Annotated in this window: 1 protein-coding gene; it reads right to left on the minus strand. The window is 64.8% G+C overall.

The window, feature by feature from the left end; genetic code table 11:
* The coding region (locus tag LXM94_RS25130; protein WP_235774539.1) for a hypothetical protein at window positions 1-2,095 on the minus strand (2,095 nt) is incomplete at both ends.

Here is a 2,095-nt window from a genome sequence, read left to right on the forward strand (position 1 = left end):
GCCATGGTGTCGGCGCCGGCACCGCCGTCCAGGACGTCGTTGCCGCGGCCGCCGTTCATCGTATCGTTGCCGCCGCGGCCGTCGATCACGTCGCGCTCGGAGCTGCCGGTGATGGTCTCGTGGTCGCCGTCACCGGTGACGGTAATGAATTCGCTGTCGCTGCTATTACCAGACCTTGCGGTGGAGCCCCACCCGTCGAACCTCCACTCCGAAAGGTCCAGCGTGGTCGCCTTTCCCATCGTGACGGCGACAGAATCCTTGCTGTTGCGATTGTCATCTCCGTTGATCAGCAGCGCGCTTGACAGTGCGCCGTCACCCAGCTGAGAGGCGGAAATGGTGACCGTCCTGGTATTCCCGACAAAGGTGCCACCGCCCGTCGCGAACTCGATTTCATCGATCGAGGCAAAATTGGCGCCGGTCAGGTCGTAGGAATTCTGCCCGTTGCCGCCTATCGACATAAGGAGCGTGTTATGGCCGGCACCGCCGTCAAAGGTCACGCCGGTGACGCCCTGGCGGGGTACGAAGTTGAAAATGTCGTCTCCGGCACCGGCATTGACCTGCAGGAGATCGCCTGCCTGCGCGCCGAGGACCACGACCTTGGCATCGACCTGGGTCTTGGAAAGCGAAAGCGTGTCGCTCCCGTCGCTGCCATTGACGATGATCGTGTCGGCTTCGGCGAGATTGGCCGCTTCAGCAAGGTCGATCTCGACCTGCTCCACGCCGGTACCGCCAAGGTCGCCGATGGTGATGACGTCGGCGCCGCCGAATGCGGAGAACTGGATCTTCTCGACGCCATCGAGGTCCATGGAGACGTTGGCGACGTCGCGGGTGAACGTCGTCCTGCCGCCATTCGCCGAAATGGCGATCTGCTCGGCGGCATTGGCGCCCTTGAAGTCGAGCGTGTCGAAGCCGCCCTGGCCGTTGATCGTGTCGTTGTCGTCGCCGGGGTTCCAGGTGAAGGTATCGTCGCCGTCGCCCATGAAGGCAGTCTCGTTGCCATCGCCGCCGATGATCACGTCGTCGCCGGCGCTGCCGGAGATGAGCTCGGCGCCGAGGCCGGCATCGATCGTAAGCGAGATCCGGCCTGCGGCAAGCGCCGAGGCGTCGATCACGTCGTCGCCGCCCTGACCGATGACGATGAGGCCGTCGGTGGCCTCCGCGCTGACGAGCGTGGTCGTGGCCGCCGGCCCGGTGACGATGACCTGGCCAGGCCCGCCGCTGGTAACGGCAATGGAGTCGGCGCCGTTCGTGCCGCTGACCATCGCGGTGTCGACCGCGCCGTCGCCTCCGCCGCCGGGGGCAGCAAGGTCGATCTCCACCTCGGTGACACCGGTGCCGGTCAGGTTGCTGACGACAATGACGTCGGCGCCGGCGCCAGCGGCAAAGCTGACCTTCTCGACACCGTTGACGTCCATCGTCACATTGCCGACGTCCCGGGTGAAGCTCAGCCGCGAACCGTTGGTGACCAGGCCGATGAACTCCTTGGCGTTGGAGCCGTTGAAGTCCAGCGTGTCCGTGCCGTCGCCGCCCTCGATCGTGTCGCTGCCGTCGCCCGGGTTCCAGATGAAGGTATCGCTGCCCAAGCCACCCACCATCGTGTCGTCGCCGCCGCCGCCCGAGATCACGTCGCGCTCACGGCTCCCGGTGATGGTCTCGGCGTCGGCGTCGCCGGTGATGGTGATGACTTCTCCAGTTTCGGAATTCGTCGTGCCCCAATCCTGAAACGCCCATCCGGACAGATCCAGGCTGGTGGCGCGGTCCATCGAGATGGAGATCAGATCCCTGCTGTTGAAAATGTCATTGCCGTCTATCACCAGCGTGCTCGACAGTCCGGCCCCGCCAATCTGCGAAGCGGACAGGAGAACCGTCTTGGTATTCTCGGAAAGGTCTCCGCCGTCCGTGAGGAACTCGATTTCCTCAATGGACGCGAGAGCCGTGCCGGTCAGATCGTAGACATTCTGCCCTTCGCCCGCCGTTTCGAGCAGCAGACGATCGGAGCCGGCGCCGCCGTCGATCGTTGCGTCCGCAAAGTCGTTGGGACGGCTCCTGAACGTGTCGTTTCCGTTCCCGCCTTCGAGACGATCAGCGCCGCCGC

The organism is Rhizobium alarense (assembly GCF_021555155.1).
Lineage (GTDB): Bacteria > Pseudomonadota > Alphaproteobacteria > Rhizobiales > Rhizobiaceae > Rhizobium_D > Rhizobium_D alarense.